The sequence below is a fragment of the Alphaproteobacteria bacterium genome, assembly GCA_026400645.1.
Taxonomy (GTDB): Bacteria; Pseudomonadota; Alphaproteobacteria; order Paracaedibacterales; family CAIULA01; genus JAPLOP01.
In genome coordinates this window covers 1-16,053 of the sequence record JAPLOP010000027.1, presented here as the reverse complement: position 1 = coordinate 16,053, position 16,053 = coordinate 1, and the positions used below count along the sequence as shown (strand labels likewise).

The 16,053-nt window shown below is 45.0% G+C and carries 13 protein-coding genes; 6 read left to right on the top strand and 7 right to left on the bottom strand.

Annotated elements, in window-relative coordinates; translation table 11 throughout:
* Nucleotides 1-109: 109 nt before the first annotated feature.
* The 6 genes from glgB to radC all read left to right on the top strand — a co-directional run bounded on the left by glgB (nt 110) and on the right by radC (nt 8,179).
* Nucleotides 110-2,308, top strand: a complete 2,199-nt coding sequence (glgB, locus tag NTX76_04220; protein ID MCX7338467.1) for a 1,4-alpha-glucan branching protein GlgB — start codon at nt 110-112, stop codon at nt 2,306-2,308.
* The gene (locus tag NTX76_04215) at nt 2,301-3,503 is read left to right on the top strand and encodes a sugar phosphate nucleotidyltransferase (protein ID MCX7338466.1); all 1,203 of its coding nucleotides are present in this window, start codon (nt 2,301-2,303) and stop codon (nt 3,501-3,503) included. The genes glgB and NTX76_04215 overlap by 8 nt, the downstream gene beginning before the upstream one ends.
* A 24-nt stretch (nt 3,504-3,527) precedes the next feature.
* A complete protein-coding gene (locus NTX76_04210) occupies nt 3,528-4,907 on the top strand; it encodes a glycogen/starch synthase (protein MCX7338465.1) in 1,380 nt (459 codons plus the stop codon).
* Nucleotides 4,908-4,987: 80 nt separating this feature from the next.
* A complete protein-coding gene (locus NTX76_04205; GenBank protein ID MCX7338464.1) occupies nt 4,988-5,782 on the top strand; it encodes an outer membrane protein assembly factor BamD in 795 nt (264 codons plus the stop codon).
* A 15-nt stretch (nt 5,783-5,797) separates the two neighbouring features.
* Nucleotides 5,798-7,495: a DNA repair protein RecN gene (gene recN / locus NTX76_04200; protein MCX7338463.1), complete on the top strand. Its 1,698-nt coding sequence runs from the start codon at nt 5,798-5,800 to the stop codon at nt 7,493-7,495.
* 3 nt (nt 7,496-7,498) lie between these two features.
* Entirely contained in the window at nt 7,499-8,179 is a 681-nt protein-coding gene (gene radC / locus NTX76_04195) for a DNA repair protein RadC (protein MCX7338462.1), read from the top strand.
* Nucleotides 8,180-8,312: 133 nt separating this feature from the next.
* Here the strand turns inward: radC and putA are convergent, their stop codons facing one another.
* The 7 genes from putA to NTX76_04160 form a co-directional block, all read right to left on the bottom strand.
* Complete coding sequence (gene putA / locus NTX76_04190) at nt 8,313-11,378, bottom strand: bifunctional proline dehydrogenase/L-glutamate gamma-semialdehyde dehydrogenase PutA (protein ID MCX7338461.1); 3,066 nt, start codon at nt 11,376-11,378, stop codon at nt 8,313-8,315.
* Between the two features lie 182 nt (nt 11,379-11,560).
* On the bottom strand, nt 11,561-13,354 hold the full coding sequence (locus NTX76_04185) for a hypothetical protein (protein ID MCX7338460.1): 1,794 nt from the start codon (nt 13,352-13,354) through the stop codon (nt 11,561-11,563).
* Nucleotides 13,355-13,464: 110 nt separating this feature from the next.
* A complete protein-coding gene (locus NTX76_04180) occupies nt 13,465-13,884 on the bottom strand; it encodes a hypothetical protein (protein MCX7338459.1) in 420 nt (139 codons plus the stop codon).
* A gap of 92 nt (nt 13,885-13,976) precedes the next feature.
* On the bottom strand, nt 13,977-14,396 hold the full coding sequence (locus tag NTX76_04175) for a flagellar FliJ family protein (protein ID MCX7338458.1): 420 nt from the start codon (nt 14,394-14,396) through the stop codon (nt 13,977-13,979).
* Nucleotides 14,397-14,405: 9 nt separating this feature from the next.
* Nucleotides 14,406-15,050 carry an ABC transporter permease gene (locus tag NTX76_04170; protein MCX7338457.1) on the bottom strand — a complete coding sequence of 215 codons (645 nt, stop codon included), beginning with the start codon at nt 15,048-15,050 and terminating at the stop codon, nt 14,406-14,408.
* A complete protein-coding gene (locus NTX76_04165; GenBank protein MCX7338456.1) occupies nt 15,041-15,778 on the bottom strand; it encodes an ATP-binding cassette domain-containing protein in 738 nt (245 codons plus the stop codon). The genes NTX76_04170 and NTX76_04165 overlap by 10 nt, the downstream gene beginning before the upstream one ends.
* Nucleotides 15,705-16,053 (bottom strand): ATP-binding cassette domain-containing protein (locus NTX76_04160; protein ID MCX7338455.1); only part of this gene is annotated, 349 nt, incomplete at its 5' end. The genes NTX76_04165 and NTX76_04160, both read right to left, overlap by 74 nt.

Below are 16,053 nucleotides of genomic sequence, written 5' to 3'. Positions count from 1 at the left end.
AATGCGATTTTTAAGCAAAAAACCCAGTCGGTTGGTCCGGGTACAAAATTGATTATCGAACATAAAATGTTTTTCTCTGTTCAATTTTTTTATTATGGGATTACATAGAATGACTGTTTTTATAGATATTTTCGACGCTATTTCAGATGGTCAATTTTTGGATCCATTTTCTTTTCTTGGAAGTCATTCCATAGCAAAAAATTCCACCGAAGTAAGGGCTTTTTTGCCCCATGCTTTACAGGTCAATCTTATCACAAAAAATGGTTCTATTCCTTTTTGTAAGGTTGGCGAAAAAGGTGGATTTGTTGCCGAAGTACAAAAGGACCCGGGTCTTTATGAACTAGAAGTTCACTATGCAGATTGCGTGAATCGATTCTATGATCCTTATCAATTTGGTAGTTTGTTACCAGAGGAGGATTTGGCGCTTTTTTCCCAAGGAAATCACACGCGTTTGGACAAAATTCTGGGGGCCCATGAAATTGTTGTTGGGTCTGTAAGGGGGGTTCTTTTTTCTGTGTGGGCCCCAAATGCGAAAAGGGTCAGCGTCATCGGATCCTTTAATATGGGAAATCACCTTTGCCATCCAATGCGACTAAGGCATCAATCCGGCGTTTGGGAGCTATTTTTACCCCAGGCCAAAAGCGGAGATTGGTACAAGTTTCACATAACCGATTCCTTTGGCGGAACACATGTCAAGGCTGACCCGGTTGCTTTTCAAAGCGAACATCCCCCAAGGACCGCTTCGCTTGTCAAGGAATCGAGCGCGTATCAATGGGGCGATCAAAAATGGATCAAGGAAAGAGAAGTCAGCAATCCCTATCATAAGCCGATGTCCATTTATGAATGCCATCTTGGATCATGGCGGCGCGTTCAAGAAGAAGGCAATCGATTTTTAACGTATCGAGAGCTAACCAGTACGCTGATTCCCTATGTCAAGGAAATGGGCTTTACCCATATCGAACTGTTGCCCATTGCGGAGTATCCCTATGATGGATCATGGGGATATCAACCCTTGGGACTTTATGCACCAACATCACGTTTTGGATCCCCTGCAGATTTTGCTTATTTCATCGATCAATGCCACCAAAATGGGATTGGTGTTATTTTAGATTGGGTAATCGCCCATTTTCCAATCGATGAATATGGCCTCAAGCAGTTTGATGGCAGTTATTTATATGAACATGAAGACTGGCGCATGGGTTGGCATTCAGATTGGGAAACGCTTATTTATAATGTGGAGCGTCACGAGGTCGCTGACTTTTTAATCAGCAATGCCGATTTCTGGTTTCGTGAATTCCATATTGATGGCCTTCGGGTTGATGCAGTCAGTTCCATGATTTATCTGGATTACAGTCGAAAGGATGGCGAATGGCTTCCTAACATGTATGGCGGAAACATTAATTTTGGAGCCGTTGATTTTCTAAAGCGTTTGAATACACTGATGTATGAACGGTATCCGGGCATCCTGATGATTGCGGAGGAATCGACGGCTTTTCACAATGTATCCAGACCAACGTATGCTGGCGGCCTTGGGTTTGGGTTCAAATGGAACATGGGGTGGATGAATGATGTTTTACGCTATTTCGAAAAAGATCCCATTTATCGGCACTATGAACATCACCATCTGACATTTGGAATGATTTATGCGTATTCAGAAAATTTCATTCTATCATTAAGCCATGATGAGGTTGTTCATGGAAAGCAGTCCCTTTTAAGCAAAATGCCAGGGGATGCTTGGCAAAAGTTTGCTAATCTGCGGGCTTTGTACGGATTTATGTATGGGCACCCTGGTAAGAAATTATTATTCATGGGGTCAGAACTTGCCCAATGGAAAGAATGGAATCACCAGGAAAGTTTAGATTGGCACTTGTTGCAGGAGGAAATGTTTCATCATGTCTTTCATCGAGGCACGCAAAAGTTGGTGCAGGATCTGAATAGTCTTTATCAGACACAAAGGGCTTTGTTTGAGATGGATCATGAATCCAGTGGGTTTGAATGGGTCGATTATCACGATCGCCAAAACAGCGTGATCAGTTTTTATCGACATTCCGCCACATGTGATCTGACAAAAAAACAGAGCGTGCTGGTCATCTGTAATTTGACACCAGTCCCAAGATATTCTTATTTGTTAACGGTTTCTTTACCTGGTTGCTATAAAATTATTCTCAACACAGATGATGCGATATATGGGGGGACGGGATTGTTTTCAATGCAGCAGATCGAAATGGTTGATGGATCTCTCAAAATTGATATTCCACCCTTATCTACACTTTTTTTGATTTACGAGGGAAGCCCAGAATATGCGTAACAGAATAATTTCAAAAAAGAAACCGTCCGTCATGGGAATTATTATGGCAGGGGGCGCCGGAAATCGCTTGCTTCCGTTGACAGAGAAAAGAGCAAAGGCAGCCTTGCATTTTGGGGGATGCTATCGACTTGTTGATTTCGTTTTGTCGAATTTTTATCATTCCGATATTGATCACATTGGGCTGATCACACAATACAATTCAACCAGCTTATTGAAACATATCAACAGCCCGCTTTCATCCCCGATGAAAAAGGCAACGATTGATTTATTGCCCGCTCAACAAAAAAATGATCAGCAGGATTGGTACAAAGGTACCGCGGATTCGGTCAGGCAAAATCTTGATACGATCAAGGGCTATAACCCAGAATATATCGTCATTGCGGCGGCCGATCATGTCTACACCGTAGATTTTCGCGAAAGCATAGATTATCACATACAAAAAGGGGCGGACCTGACAATCCTTGCGAAATCTGTACCGTTAGAAATGTCACGGGGATTTGGCATCATAGGGGTCGATGACGATTATCAGATTAATGCTTTTATTGAAAAGCCATCTAATCCGCCAACGATCCCGCACAATCCAGATCATTGTTATGCCAGCATGGGGATCTATATTTATACGGCCTCTTTTTTATATTCTATTTTAGAAGCAGATCCGTCCTATGGGGATGATTTTGGTCATGATATTATTCCGGCCTCTTTGGCAATTGGAAAGGGGTATACGTACGATTTTGATTCTGTTGAAAAAAGTTTTTGGTATGACATAGCCACGCCAGATGATTACTGGAGGGCCAACATGGATTTAACATCTGGAAAAATCCAACTAGAAAAACACCATTGGCCAATCATGACAACCGTTAGCAAGGGGCACAATATCACCCGAATTTCTGGGGCGCTGCATAACACGGTGCTGGGCGATGGGTGCACGGTCGGACATAAAAGTTCGATGGAGCATTCGGTTCTTTTTAGCCACAGCGAGATTGGAAGCAAAACAAATATTCGGGAATCTCTCATCTTGCCAGGGGCCCATGTTGGCGAGAATTGTAATTTACATCGTGTCATTGTGGAAAAAAATGTTAAAATCCCCAACAACATGACGATCGGCCTTGATCCCATTAATGATAAGAAAAACTTTCACTATACAGATAACGGAATAACGATCGTTACAAAAAAGAACATACTTAAATTTTTATAAAAGCCCCTTATAAAGGTTATTCAGATGAAAGTTATTCAGGTTGCTTGTGAATTTGCCCCCTTTGTTAAAGTTGGGGGGTTGGCGGATGTTATTCCATCCCTGTTGGAATATCTTCCAAAAATCGGCATAGAGACGCGTCTTTTAATTCCTGCATATCCGAAACTAAGGGAAATCGCGCAGGATGTCACAGAAGTGCAGCATGATCTGCCCTGGTTATCACTGGAAAAAGCGAAACTAGGCGACTATACGACCTATCTTTTTGATTGGAAAGATGGGCGGTGTTTGCCCGATAATCCATACGAAATGTCCCAGGAAACGATCGCGACTTTATGTTGGGTTGCGGCGCATTTGTATAAAATTGATCCATCATGGACACCTGATGTTGTCCACTGTCATGATTGGCAAACTGCCCTTGCTGCCGCCTATCTGGCGGCGATTGACGATCCCTGTAAGCCACGTTCTGTTCTAACAATTCACAATCTTATTTATCAAGGCCTTTATCCAGCAGATTCTTTCAAAAGCCTTGGGTTGCCGGATCATTTTTGGTCGATGAATGGGTTGGAATATTATGGAAATCTCTCCTTTTTAAAGGGGGGTATTTATTTCGCCGATGCAATTACAACCGTCAGCCCGACCTATGCCCAGGAAATTCAAAAAAATGGTTTTGGTATGGAGGGGCTTTTGGAAACCAAAAAAGAATCTCTTTTTGGTATTCTGAATGGGGTGGATTCTAGTCTTTGGAGCCCCGAAACAGATCCACAGATCGAACATACCTATACGGCAGAAACAATAAAAAATCGTAAGAAAAACAAGGTCAGTCTTCAAAAGGAACTTGGCTTACCTTGTGATGAGGATGCGTTTTTATGGTGTGTTGTTAGTCGTGTATCACACGAAAAGGGCATCAGGCTTATTTTAAATTCTTTGTCGCGCCTTCCTGGGCAAGGCATATTATTGCTGAATGATGCATCGGCGGATTCTAGTATTTTTATTCCAACGGAACTTCCGGATACTGTGAAAATCTATCGTGGCCTAAACGAGAGATTGGCAAGACGTCTGTTCAGTAGTGCTGTTTTATTTTTGATGCCATCTTATTCGGAACCCTGTGGACTAACCCAACTTTATGCCATGAAGTATGGGGCGGTTCCTTTGGTTCGACCCGTTGGTGGCCTTAAGGATACGATTGTGCCATGTTCCTTTTTGTCCGACTCACCACAAGAAGACATCGGACTTGGTAATGGATTTTATCTTTGGGACGATCATTATTTTGTTGATGTTGTATGGAGCGCATTTCACTTGTGGCAGGACAGCCCAAAGAAATGGAATGCCATTCAGAAAAATGGGATGATGGCAGATTACAGCTGGGAAGAGGCTGCCTTGAAATATCAGCATGTTTATCAACTTTAAACAATACTGGCTCTACACGCCTATGTATGTTAGAAATGCTACAGTAGATATAAAATAATGAGTCTTTTGGACGGATTTTGATGATGATTGCTTGGTTTAAAGTGGCCCCACGACGGGTTTCTCCGAAGTTGGTTTTCTTTTTAGTTTTTGCGTTAATGGTTAGTGGATGCTCTGACAAGGATGATACCTATGCGGACCGTAGTGTTGAAGACCTATATACATCGGCACAAACTCAATTGGATGGCGAAAACTATACCAAAGCTGCCAAAGCATTTGCCGAGGTTGAGCGCCAACACCCCTATTCCAATTGGTCTTTAAAGGCCCAGATTATGTCGGCCTATTGCTATTACGAAGCAAAAAAATATGACGAAGCAATTGAAGGGTTTAATACATTTATCCAGCTGCACCCTGGTCATGCCGAGGTTCCTTATGCCTATTACATGCTGGGCCTTTGTCATTACGAACAAATCGCCATTGTTGAGCGTGATCAAAAGGCAAGCGAGCAAGCGCTAAAGGCGTTCGAAGAAATCGTTGCCCGATTCCCCACAAGTTCGTATGCCAAGGATGCTAAATTCAAGCTCGAACTTATCAAGGATCATTTGGCTGGCAAGGAAATGGAGACTGGGCGCTATTACCAAAAACGGGCATCATATCTAGCGGCTGTCAACCGATTTAAAGGTGTGATTGACACCTATCAAACGACCTCTCATGCACCAGAAGCGCTTTATCGATTGGTTGAATGTTACCTTGTGTTGAATTTGCCCAGTGAGGCAAAATCCACCGCAGCAATACTTGGGCACAATTATCCCAACAGCGATTGGTATAAGGATGCTTACGAGCTTATCAAACAGCATGCTCCCCAAACGCTTCAATAAACACAATAGGAAACGATGCTAGCCTCCCTGTCTATCCGAGATGTCGTCCTGATCGAAAGTTTGGATTTATCCTTCGGGGATGGTTTTACCGCCTTAACGGGGGAAACGGGGGCTGGCAAATCGATCGTTCTTGATTCGCTCAGTTTGGCCCTTGGGATGCGGGGGGATTTGTCCCTGATTCGCCAAGGGACAGAGCAAGCGACAGTCACCGCGGAATTTTCTTTTTCATCATCCGATTTTCCTGAATCCCTGAAGGCTCTTCTTGTTGAAAAAGACATCCTGCCACAGGATAACGTTCTTGTGTTGAGGCGCACCATCCATCAAAGCAGCCGGGGGAGAGCATTCATTAATGATCAACCCGTAAGCATTTCCCTTTTAAGGGAGGTCGGCGATTCCCTAGTTGAAATTCATGGCCAATTTGATAATTTACTCAATCCTGGGCTTCATCGACAAGTTTTGGATGAGTTTACTGTCAAACACTGCGCAGAATTCGAATCGCACCTAAAGGATATTTTCCAAGCATATCAGGATTTGTGTCGCACAAAAAAGGAACTGGAAGAACAGCGAACCCTTCAAGCGGATGCAGTCAGACAACGTTCCCATTATCAGCAGGTTCTGACTGATTTTGGAAAGCTGGCCCCAAAGGAAAATGAGGAACAAGACCTTCTTCAAAAGCGGCAGGATATCGGGCAGTACGGCAAGATTGCTGACGCCATTCAGGCCGCCTTGCAAAACTTGAATACACCCGTTGATCTGAGCACGGCGCTATATACCATCCAAAAAAACCTTGAACGGGCCAATACAATTCAGCTGGCGGCCCTGGGGGAAATTTGCCAATCGCTGGATCGTGCGCGACTAGAGGTGGCCGATACTCTGGAAAGCCTGCGAAAGTTATACACCCTCAATCAAAGCACCGCAGAGGAACTGAATCGTATCGAGGAAAGGCTTTATGCCCTGCGTGCGGTGGCCAGAAAATATGCTTTGCAGCCGTTTGAGTTGTATGAATTTTACATGAAAGCCCAGGACAGCATCAATCGCCTAGAGGGTGACACAGAATTAAAACAGTGCGAGGAACGGCATCAAGAATGCCAAATCGCCTATAAAAGTTTGGCTGAAAAAATCACCCAGCACCGTCATCAGGCCGCGTCCATTCTGGAGGATCGCCTGGGGCCGGAATTGGCTGACCTTAAGCTGCCAGAGGCTCGTTTCAGTATTAATCTAACGGCGCTGGAAGACCCGACTTCATTTGGTCTAGATGGAATTGAATTTCAAATTGCAGCCAATAAAGGGCAAAAACTGGCGCCCCTGAATAAGGCCGCCTCTGGTGGAGAGTTAGCGCGGATTATGCTGGCCCTAAAGGTTGTTTTGGCGGAATCACTAACCAAAAAAAGCGACTTGTCGGCAATTATTTTTGATGAAATTGACACGGGCGTTGGGGGATCTGTGGCGGCCGCAATTGGGGGCCGTCTGGCGAAATTATCCGGGCATGTTCAGGTAATCGCCGTTACCCATTCCCCCCAGGTGGCGGCCCATGCCAGCCATCATTTTCAGGTTTCAAAACAGGAACAAGACACCCATACCATGACCATTATCAGAAATTTAAACGCCCAGGAACGAACAGAAGAAATCGCCCGAATGTTAGCCGGGGCCGTTGTGACTGACGAAGCACGGGCAGCAGCGATAAAGCTGCTTGATGCGTCGGGGATACGGTAATATATGCCATCATCCCCCCATTACCATGGCCACCGACAGCGCCTAAAGGAACGGTTTGGCAAAACCGGATCTGAATCATTGGCGGATTACGAAGTTTTGGAAATGTTTTTGTATCTGATCATTCCCCGTGGCGATACAAAGCCGATTGCAAAAGCTTTGTTGGATAGATTTGGGACTATCGGCGCCCTGATAGAGGCTGATGCGCACTTGATTCAGGAGATCGACGGCGTTGGCCCCGCAATCAGTCATGCGTTTAAAGTCCATCAAGCATTGGCACAGCGTCAATTAAAACAACAAGTCATCAAGAAACCGATTTTCTCTAACTGGGAAAAGGTATTGGACTATTGCCATGCCCACATGACGTACAACATGCGTGAACAGCTTCGGCTTTTGTTTCTGAATAAACGAAATCAGCTGATTGCGGCAGAGGTTCAGCAAACCGGTACCGTTGATCACACACCATCGTACCCCAGGGAAATCATCAAGCGTGCGCTGGACCTTGGGGCATCCGCGCTGATTATGGTGCACAATCACCCAAGCGGCGATCCGACACCATCGCAAAGTGACATCGACATAACGCGGCAAACCAATGCAGCAGCGCAGGCATTGGGTGTAATTTTGCATGACCATATTATTATTGGCAAGGATTGTCATGTTTCGTTAAAGGCGCTGGGGATTCTGTAGTTTGGTTTTGGGTGCTTGACGGGTACAAAAATACCATTTTCATAATCCAATCGTACGAATCCTGGATAGCTACGCTTGCTTCACCCTCCAGGAAACTTGATCATTTGTGAAAATAGCTTTTGTGTGCGATACCTCAAGAAACCGCCAACAATGATGCATTTCCACCCGCGGCGGTTGTGTCCTGGGTGAATGTTTTTTCCGCCATGAACCGAAGCAAATAATTCGGCCCACCGGCCTTTGGCCCCGTTCCGGATAACCCCTCCCCGCCAAAGGGTTGAACCCCAACAACGGCACCAATCATATTGCGGTTAACATAGATGTTTCCAACGCGCGCCTTGGAATAAACTTGCTGAATGGTGGATTCCAAACGGCTGTGAAGACCCAACGTCAACCCATATCCGGTCGAATTAATATCTTGCAAAACTTGGTCCAGGTATTCCCCCTTGTAGCTAACCAAATGCAGGATGGGACCAAAAATTTCTTTGGTGAGGTCCCTGACCGATGATAGTTGCCACAATTGCGGCGCCACGAAATTACCGCTTTCCAACGATTCTGGCAATTCACACCGATACAATAAGCGTGCGTGATCTGGGTTTTGCTCAAGCTCTGCCACATACTGCAATAAATCGTCTTTAGCCCTGGCGTCGATCACGGGGCCAACGTCTGTGCACATCAAAACAGGATCACCCAGCTCAAGTTCAGCCATCGCGCCCTTTAACATCTCAAGAACATAATCAGCAATGTCATTTTGAACCAACAAAAGACGCAACGATGAACACCGCTGACCCGCACTTTGAAAGGCGGATGTCATGATATCCACAACGACCTGCTCTGACAAGGCCGACGAATCCACAATCATGACATTAATGCCACCCGTTTCTGCAATAAGAGGGATGATAGGTCCATTCCTTTGGGCGATTGTCATGTTAATATGACGCGCAGCATCTGTTGATCCCGTAAAAGCAACGCCAGCAATGCGGGGATCTTGTAAAATAACCTCCGACAGACGAACGCCAGGAACCTTAATAAACTGCAACACACCCTGAGGGATTCCGGCTTGATACGCCAAATCGATAGCCAGTTGCGCAACCCGTGGTGTTTGTTCAGCCGTTTTTGCAATCACGCAATTTCCGGTCACAAGCGCTGCGACGACCTGTCCCACAAAAATTGCCAGGGGGAAATTCCAGGGGCTGATGCACACAAAAACACCACGGCTATGATAGCTCAGCTGATTGACTTCGCCCGTTGGCCCGGGCAAAGGATGCGGCCGCGTTTGATAAGACCGCGCTTGATTCGCATAATAATAACAAAAATCTATCGCCTCTCTGATTTCAGAAACAGCATCCGGAACGGTTTTTCCAGCTTCCTTGACCAAAAGATTCATCAGCTGTTGGCAGTTCTGTTGGAGCATCAACCCAAACCGTTCGATAATAAGGGCACGATTTTCAACCGAGGTGCGGCTCCATTTTTCATAATGAAGGCAGCCGATATCAACCGCCTGATGTACCACATTTTCCGGCGTGGGCAGCACGGGATCCAATTCTGCCGGAAGGGACGCCAGGGATTTTTCAATGTCTTTAATACTGATTTCGTTCCACAAATCCAACCCAATTGAATTGTCCCGATGGGGAAGTAGCATATCCTTTGGCAACGGAATCGCTGGATGCGAAGCACCTTTTAAAGCCTCAGCCTCGTAAATTGGATTGGTAATCAGCCGGCTGATCGGGAATTTTGGATCATGAATTTGATTCACAAACGAACTGTTCGCGCCATTTTCAAGCAGACGCCGAACCAGATAGGCCAACAAATCACGATATTCCCCAACGGGCGCATAAATACGACAGGGGGTCGACGGATAGCCTGTTGGTTCAGTGGTTTTGTCAGTAATTTGCTGATAAAGGGATTCGCCCATACCGTGCAACTTTTGAAATTCATAGGCCTGCACATCTTTGCTGCGGGCAAGCTCCTGAATCGCAGCCACCGTATAGGCATTATGCGTAGCGAATTGTGGATAAATCCATGCAGCCCCATCCAACATTTTATTGGCACAGGTTAAATAAGATAAATCCGTATGGATTTTTTGGGTATAAACAGGATAATCGGACAAACCACGTTCTTGGGATTTTTTGATTTCTGAATCCCAATACGCACCCTTGACCAAACGAATGCCCATGCGCTTTTGATTCCGTTCGGCCAATTCGATCAGCCAATCAATCACAACAGGCGCCCGTTTTTGATAGGCTTGAACTGCCAAACCCAATCCATCCCACCCTGCCAAATCAGGATGCGAAAACAAGGCGTCGAACATTTTTAGGGACAGCGTCAACCGTTCGGTTTCCTCGGCGTCGATTGTTAATCCAATCCCCAATTCTTTACATTTTTGGGCAATCTGCAGAACATTCGGCAAAAGCTCTGCCATGACTCTTTCGTGCTTTGCCAGTTCGTAACGGGGATGCAGCGCCGACAATTTAACCGATAAACTGGGCACCGAAAAAACATCGACTGCCTTGTCGGTAACAGAGTGACCAATAATAGTTGCCGCATGCAAATAAGATTCGAGGTATCGTTGCGCATCTTTTTTGGTGCGGGCCCCCTCGCCCAGCATGTCATAGGAATATCGGTACCCAAGATCCTCAAGGGCAGGAGCCCGGGCAATAGCTTTTTCAATGGTTTCCGCCGTCACAAATTGCTGGCCCATGATTTTAACGGCCTGTGCCATGATTTGTCGAATGACAGGCTCGCCAAAACGTCGTGTCAGGGATGCAATCGTCGCGAAAATACCTTGTGACTCAAATCCACAACTTAGGACCTTACTGGTTGCCAACAACCCAAGGTTCGTTAAGCGGGCTATGAACCCTTCTTCATCGGAATTGTTTTGATTGGTCCAATCCCCCGATGTTATTTTATCCCGGATAAATTGTGTTTTCGTTGTTGAATCGGGAATACGCAAAAGTGCCTCCGCCAGGCACATCATGGCAAGCCCTTCTTGGCTGCTCAGCTGATGCATTTGCAAAAAGCTTTCGATGCTAAATGCTTTTAATTTTTGTTGGCGCACCTTTTGAATAAGATCCACTGCGTGCTGTTCGATTTTTTCAAACTGCTCCTCGGAGAAAATTGTTTTTTCCAGCAGTTTTTGGACAGCCACCGGTTCCGGTAAGCGATAATGATCGAAAATCTCATCCCATTTATTGCGTTTCATAGTGATCATTTTTGAGTGACGAGAAGAAGTGGAAAACATCAACGACTTTTACCCTGGATAACTGTTGCCTAATATTGCAACGATCATAAACCAAAAACAAACTTTGTCATAGCGTTTGATGGGATGGACATTGGAATCTGTTGTGTTGATCACTATCTTTTATTCGGTTTGGCTGCAAAATTCTACCTTGCTAAAAGCGTGGCGGGATCCATGCATTCCCGTGGCAGGGAGGCATTTTCAATCGTAAAAATCTCAGCAATATCAAATGCGACCGTAAAAAGCTCTCTTAATTGGCGCTTAGCCTCCTGATGTTGATCTTGTGTTTCGGGAAAAACTTTTGCCATGCTTCTATTTTCTGTTCTGTTTTTCGCTTCCTCTTGCTCCAACTGATCAACAAGGGTCACCAACATTCCTTTTTGCTGACTCTCTTGTTCTGCATTGGGATCACCCATCCAAAATTTCCTGGCCAAGGGACTGGCCGTTTGAATCCCCAGCGTAAAACAGGACGAAAGCAGACGATTCCTGATGTCACGATTTGACTGCTCAACGAACTGAACTTGATCATCCGAATTTTCTGCCTCTGTTGTTGAGCAAGATGTGCAAGATAAAATCTTATCAAAAATAGAATCACCTTTTAGCTGTATTTTTTGCGCCTGTTCGACGCTGGTCTCTGAACCTATACCAAAATAATCGCGAATAGTCTGATAGGGATACCCCAAATAATTGCCAATCATGGCCTGTACCATGATTTCATTAGCTAGCTTGCTGGTGTCCGTCAGTTTTTCAAGGTATGCCGCCCTCTCGATTGGCATTTTTGCACTGAATCCCATACTCATAATGGGGTCACTGCTACTGACAGCTGCCGCCAATGCATCCCCAATAACACCGGCGCACGCCTTGTTTTTTCGCACGACAAGACAATAATTTTGCCAAGCCTCCAAAGTAATCAGTCTGCTACCATCTGTTTTTTCGGCCCACAAACCTTTCTTTAAGGAGACAAGCTCAGAAAGGCACCCCCAGAATGCGGGGTACATACAAGAGGAGGAGACCGCCATCATTGACTCTATCGGACCAAGATTCGAATCCAAGTTGTATTGATCTTTAAAGATTCCCAAAAGAAACTGATTGGGTACATCTTTGATAAGTTCTTTCGCAATCCATTCCTGAGCCCGCGGGCTTTCATGAATGTGGTTCAGGATGCGCCCCCGCAGATGGTCCTGGCCTTGCTGCGTTTGTGAACTTTTCAATCGATGTGCATAATAATCGACAAAAAAATCAAATGCTGTCTGCCATTGATTATTCATGCATTGCCATAATTCCTTCTCGAATCCACTTGGATCACAACCCAAAATCAAAGAACGCATACAAATAGATTGAAAAAGCATAGATCCACAATCTGCATAAAGCAGGATTTTCCCCTGATCCTCTGCGCATAATTCACCCCATGGTTTTTTATAGGCCTCTATACCAAGCGGATTTGTTTTCCATGAATATGCCATAGAAACTGTATTGCGATGTTTCGCATTGGAACGCTCCAGAAAACCAAGCACAGTCGTTTTCGAACCAATTTGCATATAGTCGCGCAGAACAGAATAAGCCGTAAACGAAAATGGGTCATTGTGGGAAAAAGCACCCTCCTCTAGGGCAGCCATTAGCCTTTCCCGCATTAACATATCAATATCTATTTTTGACGACAGGTCACCCCGAAATAACTTGTCCAATTGATTGCTGCATAGCCGAACAAGGCATTCGATTGCCTCATTACGCAATTCAGGTATTCGCCGCAATGAATCAGGAAAGCATACATTACACGGATGTCCCAAAAAAATTTCATCTATATTCTCCTGCCTTGAGCCAGCAAAACTGCTTTCTATGATAGAGCTTGCCTCATGATCTGACGAGGATGCATAGATACCAGAAACGGATCCAAGCGATAAGACCGAAAAACAAACAAGAACCAAAAAACGAAAAATCACAAAAACACCGAATAAAAAATCACACGCTACATTAAGGATAAATCAAAATTGATGAATTTTTAGTTTAAATTCAGAAAACTTTTATGAATCGTCCGCATGCTTAACGAGACTTATTTACGATCCAACAAAGATGTGTCCCGAACTTGCTGGGCAAATGCATCATTAAGGTCTGCTTGAATTAAGTGGATTTCTTCCTCCTCTATTTTTCCCTTAAGGGCTGCAAGAAAATCCTCTATGCTGACAAGTGCCAATCCTTTTCCCGCATGAAACGGAGTTATTTTTTCAAGCGTAATCTGAATCTTATTATCGGCGTGATCGACCGGCGTTGATAATAACGGGGTCGATATACCCGATGGCAGGGGGGTCTGCTCCGCCACCGGCATGTTGGCCGGGATATAAAGCGTTGAAAAATATTTGCTAATAATCGCACCCCCATCATCGTCGCTATCCGGGCACAAAGCAGGGTCGCTGGCACAAACAGCCTCATGCAACATCAGCATCAAGCTCAACATTTTAATAAAATTGATCATATGGCAGACTCCAATAGAATTAGTATTAACTTTCATTTCTAATTCATATTAGATCATTAAGTACTTAAAATAGTGTTAACATTGAAAATTAATTATTTAATTCTATTTAAGGCAATTTCATCTAAAATTGTTTGCTCTGCTTTCTTTTCCTCCTGAACCAGGGCCTGGTTCTTCTTTTCAATCAGGGATTCGTATCCTTTTAGGGTCCCATAATGATCGCGTAATTTATCCTGCAATTCACCATACTCCCCCTCAAAGCGTCGCAGGGATTCCACAGCGTCTTGGCGTTTTTTTTCTTCGTTTTCAATATAAATGGAAAAAGTACGAGATGGCTGCGAAGCCGTTGCCAGGATCTTGAATTCAGCTTGTCGTTTTTCTTGTTGAGCATCCAAAGCGTGCTGAATGGCATCAATCTGGTTTTGAAGGATTGTGATTTTTACACGCAGTTCGTCAATCGCCTGTTGCTCCAGCTTGCTGAGTATAACAAGGGACCGAATCAGATTACGAGACATGAACGCCCATCAATGACGGCATTTATTAGTCAGCCATTGCCCAATCATTTGAATCGCCTGAACCAACGCAAAGATAATCACCACGATCAGAACCATCAAAACCGTATCATAGCGCTGATAACCGTACCGGATAGCAAGATCCCCCAATCCACCTCCGCCGACGGTACCGGCCATTGCCGAATATCCAACGATATTAATCATGACGGTTGTAACGCCCGAAATAATGGGGGGCAATGCCTCTGGAAAGATAATCTTCCAGATAATATCCTGTGGTTTTGCGCCCAATGAATGCCCAACCTCAATCAACCCCTTTGGCACGGATTGAAGGGCGTCTTCGGTACAGCGCGCAATCAGCAACACCGCCGCAATGCTAAGGGGGATAATGGCCGCCCCCGTTCCAATGGACGTCCCGATCAAAAAACGCGTCACAGGAATCAATAAAACCGTCAGAATAATATACGGAATCGATCGCGCGCTATTCACCAAAAAGCTGAGCGATTCATACAGCCCTGCATTAGGTTTCAACCCCTGTTGCGACATATTAAACAGGGTTGTCCCAAGGTATATCCCCAGGGCCAGACCAATCGCGGTTGACCCAAAGACCATCGCCACCGTTTCATAAAGGCTTTGCACAATCAGTTGATTCATGCCCATTGGATGTACCCTATTTTTTGAACGCAGACCTGGTGATTTTTCAAAAAAGAAATCATCTGATCGATGGGCTCCGGCATGAACGGGATCGATATCACCAAATGCCCAAAGGTTTCAGTATGAATGTGATTCAGGCTACCAACAATGATATTAATCGACACTTGCCATTGCTGAGAGAGCATTGAAATCAACGGCTTAGTGGAGCTTTTTGGACCAAAAATCAATTTCAAGATGATATCGTCTTGTGGCATCGGGGTTTCGTGCAGCTGATCCTGGATAAACTGGGGCAAATTATCATGGAACAATTCCGCCAACAAGGACTGCGTCACCGGATGGTGTGGCGATGCTAACACCTGCGTCACAGGACCATTTTCAACAATCTTCCCATGATCCAGAACACAGATATCGTCCGCAAGTTCCTTGATCACGCCAATGTCATGCGTCACAAAAACAATCGTGATACCAAGATCACGGTTAAGTTTCCGTAACAACGCCAGAATATCCAATGTCGTTTCGGGATCCAGGGCTGACGTAAATTCATCACACAAAAGCAACTGCGATTCCGTGACCAATGCGCGCGCAAATTCATCACACAAAAGCAACTGCGATTCCGTGACCAATGCGCGCGCAATAGCAACGCGTTGACGTTGCCCCCCACTAAGCTGACTTGGGTATGAATCGCGCTTGGAGTACAGCCCCACCCGATCGAGAGTTTTGGTGATCCAAACCAAGGAGCTCTAGGGGAAGAGCCACATTTTCAAAAACTGTCCGCCGGCTGAGCAAATTAAACGATTGAAAAATAAACCCGATCTTTTGACGAACCTGACACAACGCATCATCAGTCATCTGCGTCAGAACATTGACACAAAAAAAGATATGACCATCATCGGGCGTTTCCAATCCATTAAGACACCGGAGCAAGGTGCTTTTCCCAGCGCCACTTTTTCCGATGATTCCAAGAATTGTCCCGCTTTCAACAGTCAGGGAGATATCTTTTAGGACGGAT